5 protein-coding genes and 1 pseudogene are annotated in these 7,101 nt (G+C 76.0%); 5 read left to right on the top strand and 1 reads right to left on the bottom strand.

The window, feature by feature from the left end:
* The 3 genes from SSBG_RS20065 to SSBG_RS20055 form a co-directional block, all read left to right on the top strand.
* On the top strand, positions 1 to 1,180 hold a 1,180-nt coding region (locus SSBG_RS20065; protein WP_037870223.1), incomplete at its 5' end, for a hypothetical protein.
* Between the two features lie 86 nt (positions 1,181 to 1,266).
* Positions 1,267 to 2,370: a transporter substrate-binding domain-containing protein gene (locus SSBG_RS20060; RefSeq protein WP_037870222.1), complete on the top strand. Its 1,104-nt coding sequence runs from the start codon at positions 1,267 to 1,269 to the stop codon at positions 2,368 to 2,370.
* Positions 2,371 to 2,515: 145 nt separating this feature from the next.
* The gene (locus SSBG_RS20055; protein ID WP_008747897.1) at positions 2,516 to 3,838 is read left to right on the top strand and encodes a hypothetical protein; all 1,323 of its coding nucleotides are present in this window, start codon (positions 2,516 to 2,518) and stop codon (positions 3,836 to 3,838) included.
* A 101-nt stretch (positions 3,839 to 3,939) separates the two neighbouring features.
* Here the strand turns inward: SSBG_RS20055 and SSBG_RS36220 are convergent, their stop codons facing one another.
* A complete protein-coding gene (locus SSBG_RS36220) occupies positions 3,940 to 4,323 on the bottom strand; it encodes a hypothetical protein (RefSeq protein WP_420790321.1) in 384 nt (127 codons plus the stop codon).
* Between SSBG_RS36220 and SSBG_RS20045 the strand changes: the two genes are divergently transcribed.
* Entirely contained in the window at positions 4,307 to 6,745 is a 2,439-nt protein-coding gene (locus SSBG_RS20045; protein ID WP_420790320.1) for a tetratricopeptide repeat protein, read from the top strand. The genes SSBG_RS36220 and SSBG_RS20045 overlap by 17 nt on opposite strands.
* A gap of 102 nt (positions 6,746 to 6,847) precedes the next feature.
* Positions 6,848 to 7,101 (top strand): annotated as a pseudogene (locus SSBG_RS20040) (phosphatase); the annotation flags it as partial.

The raw sequence follows: 7,101 nt of genomic DNA, 5'->3' as shown, positions 1-7,101 counted from the left end.
CGTGCTGCACGTCAGCGAACCCCGGGTCAACACGGCCGCCCAGATCTACGCTCAGCTCGCCGCCGCCGACACCGCGGCGACGACCGAGTTCCTCGCGACGGGCCAGGCACGGGCGGACGCCCGCGAGAAGTACACGGACAGCGTCGGCGCCGTGGCGAAGAACCTCGCGGGAGCCGCGGCCGACCGGACCTCGGGTTCCACGGAGGCGGTCGAGGGGATCAACGAGCAACTGCCCCGCTACACCGCCGAGATCGACACCGCCCGGGTCTACAACAGGTCCGGGGTGCCGCTCGGCGGGGCCTGGCTGCGGCAGGCGAGCGGCGTCATGCAGGACACCACCCTCGAACAGGCCACGAAGCTGCGCGAGGTGCAGAAGGAACGGCTCGCCGCGGACTACGACGCGGCGACCCCGTACCCCTGGATCGGCCTCGGCCTCGGCGTCGTGGCCCTCGCCGCGCTCGGCGGCGCGCAGTACCGCGACTACCGGCGCACCAACCGCGTCCTGAACCGCGGTCTCGTCGCCGCCGCGACCGCGACGCTCGCCCTGCTCGCCTGGACCGCGGCCGGGCACGGCGTCGCCCGCGCGGACCTGCGCAGTTCCCGCGAGAGCGGGGTCACGTCCGTGACCGCCCTGACGGACGCGCGGATCGCCGCCCTCCAGGCCCGCGCGAACGAGAACCTGTCCATGGTCAACCGGGGCGCGGTCCTCGACGCCCAGGGCAAGGACCTCTACGAGGCCCACTTCCAGCGTCAGTTCGGGCAGCTCGCTGGCAGGGGCGGGGACGCGGGCGAACTGATGCGGCGCGCCCGGGAACTGACCGGCAGCGCGGTGGGGCGCGCGGAGCTCGACCGGGCGGCGAAGCAGCTCACGCGGTGGAACGCGCGGCACACGGAGGTCAGGGAGAAGGCCGACGCGAGCGACTACGCGGAGGCGGCGCGCCTCGTCGTGGGCGGCGAGGACCCGAAGGCCGCGGGGAACGGGACGACGGACGCCGCCTTCAAGGAGGTGGACGACGCGCTCGGCAAGGCCATCGACGCCGAGCGGAACGACTTCATCGAGGCCGCGCGAAGCGGGGGCGCCGCCTTCTCCGGGCTCGCGATCGGCGGCGGCGTCCTCGCCGCCCTCGGCGCGCTCGGAGCGCTGATGGGCGTCGGGCGCAGGCTCTCGGAGTACCGGTGAACGCCGCGCACGGGCCCAAGCGGAGCGGCCGGGAGCCGGAGCGGGGCGGACTCGGCAGGGCCGGGGGCAGGGCGAGGGGAGAGACCATGACGCAGACGCAGACGCAGCGAACGGGACGGCTCCGCGGCTGGGGCGGGGTCGCGGTGATGGCCGTGCTGTGCGCGCTCGCCTCGCTGACCCTGCTCCTGCTGCCCGGCCGCGGCGCCGACGAGCCCTCGGGGTCCACGGGCGTGACGGCGGCGCGCGGTGCCTTCGGCGGCACGGGCGCCCGGCAGGCCGCAGCGGCGGAGCCGGACAAGGAGGCCTGCGCCAGGACGTACGAGAAGCGGCCGCCCGCCAAGGACGGAGCGGCCATCGCCGCGATCAAGGAGCGGGGCGAACTCCTCGTCGGCGTCGACCAGAACAGCTACCGCTGGGCCTACCGGGGCACCTACGGCAGCGAGCCGGAGGGCTTCGACATCGACCTCGCGCGACGCGTCGCGAAGGAGATACTGGGCGCCGCGGACAAGGTGCGGTTCAAGACGGTCTCGACGGCCGACCGGGGGCCGGCGCTCGGCCGGGACGAGAAGGACAAGGGCAAGCCGCTCGCCGAGCGGGACGCCAAGGCGAGCGTGGACATGATCATCAGCACGATGTCGATCACGTGCCGCCACATCAGCAACGACATCGCCTTCTCGACGCCCTACTTCGAGACCCGGCAGACCCTCGTCGTCCCGCGGGACTCCCCCGTCAAGGGCTTCGGCCCCACTCTCGGCGGGAGCAGGCTGTGCGCCGCCACGGGATCGACGGCGGAGGCGTTCCTCGCCAGGCACGGCGGGGCCTACGGCCTCAAGCCGGTGACCAAGGTTCCCAGCCAGCTCGACTGCCTCGTGAGGCTCCAGCTCGGCACGGTGGACGGGCTCGTCACCGACGGCGCCCTCGCGGCCTCGCAGCTCGCCCAGGACCCCGGGGTGCGGATCGCCGACGAGAACGAGGGGGACGCGGCGCGGCTCCCGATGCCGGAGTTCTACGGCGTCGCCATGCGCGACGACAGCCCGGACCTCGTCGGCCGCGTCAACCAGATCCTCGACGGCTACCGCAAGGACACGAGCAAGCAGGGCTGGCGGGAGTCGTACAGGCGCTGGCTGGAGGCCGACCTCGGTGACGCCTCGGCGAGCCCGCCGCGCGGTGACGAGAAGATCGTGTGGTGAGCGCGCGGCCCCCCGGGCGCATGGGGACGGGGGTCTGAGGGGCAGGGTGCAGGTGTGATCGCTGTGGCGGGCGTGCCGACCGGGCGGAGACCGGGGGCGCGTGCTGGGATGCGGCTCCGGCTGGGGCCGGGCGGAAGGGAGTGGGATGGGCGGCGCGCGAGCGATGTCCGCGGGCGCGGGGGCGCGGGAGCCGGAACCGGTGATGGACCGTGAGGCGGTCGATCGCGCGCTCGCCCGACGCGGCGCCGAGCACGAGGCGGTCGAGACCTCGCTGCTCGCGCTCCAGGACCACGCCGGGCGGCGCCTGCTGGAGGGTGCGGAGCTGACCGGCGTGACGCGGCAGCGCTGGGCGGCCACCGAGGCGGCGATCTCGCTCCTGTGGGCCTGCTTCGACACGTACACGCAGGCCCTGGCCACCGCCCGCGCGCTGCGCGCCCGGCGCCGCAACCCCGGCCGCGACGACCTCGCGGAGCTGACCGAACTCCTTGAAGGCCGTTCGCTCGCCGTGCCGGGGGCCGCCGGAGCGGCGGGGAACGGGCCCGTCGCCAGCCTGACGGGCGAGGCGCCCCGGCTCAGCCACCGCTGCTCGCTGGAGGAGCTGGTGGAGCGGATGAACGAGCTGTACGCGGACTCCCTCGGCGTCGTGATAGCGGCCGACGCGGTGTGGTCGGCGCTGCCCGCGCGGATCGACCTGCTCTCGGCCGAGCTGAACCGCACCCGCACGCTGGCGCACTCGGTGGGCGTCCGGCCGGGCGAGCACCCGGCCGGGGACGACCTGGAGCGCATCGCGCGCGTGCTCGGGGCGCTGCGCGAACAGGTCGTCAGCGATCCGCTGGAGTTCTGGCAGCCGCAGGCGGGCGCGGCGGCGCCGGGCGCGGGCCGTCCCGACACGCGGCGCTACGACCGCGAGGCGCGCGGGCTGGAGGAGGTGCGGCGCGAGATCGAGGCCGTGCTCGCGGTGCGCCAGGACGCGGAGGCGCGGCTGCGCGAGCTGGGCGACGTGCTCTCACGCGCCGACCGCACGCTCACCGAGGCACGCGCGGCGCGCGGGGAAGTGCTCGCGAAGATAGCGGCCTCGGAGGTCCCGGCGGTGAGCGGTCCGCCCGTCGTGCTCCAGGAGGAGCTGGCGCGGGCCGCCGAGTACCGCAGGCGCGGGCAGTGGTCGCGGCTGAGCCCGCTGCTCGACTCGCTCGAATCGCGGGCGGGGGACGAGCTGGCGCGCGCACGTGAGCAGTTGTCGGCGGTCGCGGCGCCGCTCGCGGTCCGCGCGGAACTGCGCGGGCGGCTCGACGCCTACCGCGCGAAGGTCGCGAGGCACGGTCTCGCCGAGGACACTCTCCTCATGGAGCGGTACGACGCGGCGCGCCGCATGTTGTGGAGCGCGCCGTGCGATCTGCGGGCGGCCGGGCAGGCGGTGCTGCGCTACCAGCAGGCGGTCGCCGGGACACTGGCCGGTGAGCAGGGTTGAGCCGGGCGGGCGGCCGGGGGAACGGCGCCCCGACGGGGCAGGACGGGGGAACGGCGCCCCGACGGGGCAGGACGGGGGAGACGGATGAACGAACAGGCGTGTCAGCGGCCGGGCTGCGAGGGCCGGTACGAGGACGTGGGCGGCGGGGAGCTGTACTGCGACACCTGCGGGCTCGCGCCCGTGGTCGCCCCCGACGGGGCGCTCGGCTCGCCCCCGACGGGCATGACGGTGAGCGGCGCGCGCGGCGGCTCACGCGGTACGGCGCCGACCCACGGCGCGAGCGCGCCGGGAGCGCGTACGGGTGCGGGTGGCGCGGGTGCGGCGAGCGCGTACGGCGCGGGGGCGGTCGCCTCGTCCGGCTCCTCGCCTTCCGCGCGTGCCTCCGGTTCCGCGCGCTCCTCCCATTCCTCGCGCTCCTCGCGGCGCTCGGTCTCCGGGCGGCTCTCCGGGAGCAGCACGGCCCGGCAGGTGAGCGCGCGCAGCACGGGCTCGGTGTCCGCGGGCTCGGCGCGCGGGCGACTCGGCGTGGGGCTCGTGAGCGTGCCGACCGTGCCCCGGCACGACCCGCGCGCGGCGGTCCTGGAGCGGGCCGAGGTGCCCGAGCGCAAGCGGTTCTGCTCGCGCGCCGACTGCGGCGCCCCGGTCGGGCGGGCGCGGGGGGACCGTCCCGGACGCACGGAGGGCTTCTGCACGAAGTGCGGGCACCCGTACTCCTTCGTGCCCAAGCTGGAGGCGGGGACGGTGGTGCACGGCCAGTACGAGGTCGTGGGCTGCCTCGCGCACGGCGGGCTCGGCTGGGTCTACCTCGCGATCGACCACGCGGTCTCGGACCGCTGGGTCGTCCTCAAGGGCCTGCTCGACACGGGCGACCAGGACGCGATGGAGGCGGCGATCTCGGAGCGGCGCTTCCTCGCCGAGATCGAGCACGCCAACATCGTGCGCATCTACAACTTCGTGGAACATCTCGACCAGCGCACGGGCTCGCTCGACGGCTACATCGTCATGGAGTACGTGGGCGGCAAGTCGCTCAAGGAGATCGCCAACGCCCGCCGCACCACCGAGGGCCGCCGCGACCCGCTCCCGGTCGAGCAGGCGTGCGCCTTCGGCATCGAGGCGCTGGACGCGCTCGGCCACCTGCACAGCCGCTCGCTGCTGTACTGCGACTTCAAGGTGGACAACGCGATCCAGACGGAGGACCAGCTCAAGCTCATCGACATGGGCGCCGTGCGCCGCGCCGACGACGAGGAGTCGGCGATCTACGGAACGGTCGGCTACCAGGCGCCCGAGGTCGCCGAGGTCGGTCCCTCGGTCGCCTCCGACCTGTACACGGTGGCGCGCACGCTCGCGGTGCTCGCCTTCGACTTCCAGGGCTACACGACGGTCTACGTGGACAGCCTGCCCGACCCCGCGCAGGTCCCCGTCTTCCAGGAGTTCGAGTCCTTCTACCGGCTCCTCGTGCGGGCGACGGACCCGGACCCGGCGGGCCGCTTCGCCTCGGCGGAGGAGATGGCGGAGCAGCTGACGGGGGTGCTGCGGGAGATCGTGGCCCGCCGCACGGGCCGCCCGCGCCCCGCGCTCTCCACCCACTTCGGCCCGGAACTGCGGGTCACCGACGCGGAGTTGTTCCTGCCGGCGGGCGGGGCGGTCTCGGCGCTCGGCGTACGCGAGACGGGAAGCGGCCCGGATACGGGCGGCGGGCCGGGCGGCAAGGGGTGGCGGCGGTCGCGTACGCGCCCGGCGGCGGAGGTCGCCGGGAGGCCGCTCGCCCGGGCGGCCGTCACGACCGGCACCGCGCCGCCCGCCGGTCCCGGCACCGCGCCCGGCGGTCCCGCCGCCGCACCCGCCGCTTTCGGCGCCGCGCCCGCGCAGCCCCCGGCGCAGCCCGCTCCGTCCCCCTCCCCCGCCCTGCCGGGGCTGCCCGCGCAGCCGGGGAGCCCGCCGCTCCCCGCGCTCCCGGCCGCCTCCCCCACCTCTCCCGCGAGCGCGCTCCGGCCGCTGCGGGTGCCCGAGGCGGCGCTCGCGCTGCCCGTGCCACGGGTGGACGCGAACGACCCGAGTGCGGGCTTCCTCGCCGGTCTGCACACGGCGGTGCACAGCGAGTTGATCAGCGCGCTGGGCAACGCCCCGGTCGCCTCGCCCGAGGTGCGGCTGCGCGAGGTGCGCGCCCGCCTGGAGATGGGGCAGCCGGACTCGGCGGGGCGCTCGCTGGACGATCTGGAGCGCGGGTTCCCCGAGGACTGGCGCGTGGTCTGGTACCGGGGTCTGGCCTCGCTGGTGACGGGCGAACTGGACCGGGCGGCGCTGTCGTTCGACGCGATCTACGACGCGTTCCCCGGTGAGGCCGCGCCGAAGCTCGCGCTCGCGCTGTGCGCCGAGGCGCTCGGCCAGCTCGACAACGCCGTGGAGTACTACCGCCTCGTGTGGCAGACCGACCCCGGTTACGTGAGCGCCGCCTTCGGGCTGGCGCGGGTGCTCTTCGCCGCGGGCGAGCGCGGGGCCGCGGTGGAGGCGCTGGAGACGGTGCCCGAGTCCTCGGCGCACCACGCCGCCGCCGGGATCGCGGCCACGCGGGCGCGGTTGCGGGGCCGGGCCCCCGGGCAGACGCCCCTCGCGGATCTGCGCGCGGCGGCCGCCCGCGTCGGTGAACTGGGCGAGGCGGTGGACGCGGTGCGGGCGCAGACGCTCACGGCCGAGGTACTGGGCGCGGCGCTCGACTGGGTACTCTCGGGTCGCCACGGCGCAGAGCAGCGGGAGGGCGGTCTGCTGGGCTGCCCGCTCGACGAGCGCGGGCTCCGGTTCGGCCTGGAACGCGCCTTCCGGACCCTGGCCAGGCTCGCCGGCGACGGCGGGGAACGGATCGAACTGGTGGAGCGGGCCAACCGCCTCCGCCCCCGGACGTGGGTGTGATTGATGGCGCGGACACATCAGCTGGCGGCTTGTCCCCGGTGCGCGGAACCACTCGACAAGAGTGATCTGTACTGCGGGGGCTGCGGCTACGACCTCTCGGCGGTGCCCGGGCCCCCCGCCGGCCCGCCGGACGCCTCCGCCGCCGACTGGCCGCAGGCCCGCGAGACGGACGGCACGGGCCGCCCGGCCCCGGCCCAGCGCGCCTCGGATCTCCCCGCGACGGTCTCGGACGGAGCCGGACGGGCGGACGAGCCGACGCTGCCCGAGGGGGTGCGCCTTCCCGGCGGGGCCGGGCCGCTGCCGGGCGACGCGGGGGCGCGGCGGGAGGAGCCGGTGCGGGTGAACGGCGGCCCCCG

This window comes from Streptomyces sp. SPB074 (genome assembly GCF_000154905.1).
Classification (GTDB): domain Bacteria; phylum Actinomycetota; class Actinomycetes; order Streptomycetales; family Streptomycetaceae; genus Streptomyces.
Note: the sequence above shows the minus strand (reverse complement) of the source record. Positions and strands in the feature narration are given on the sequence as shown.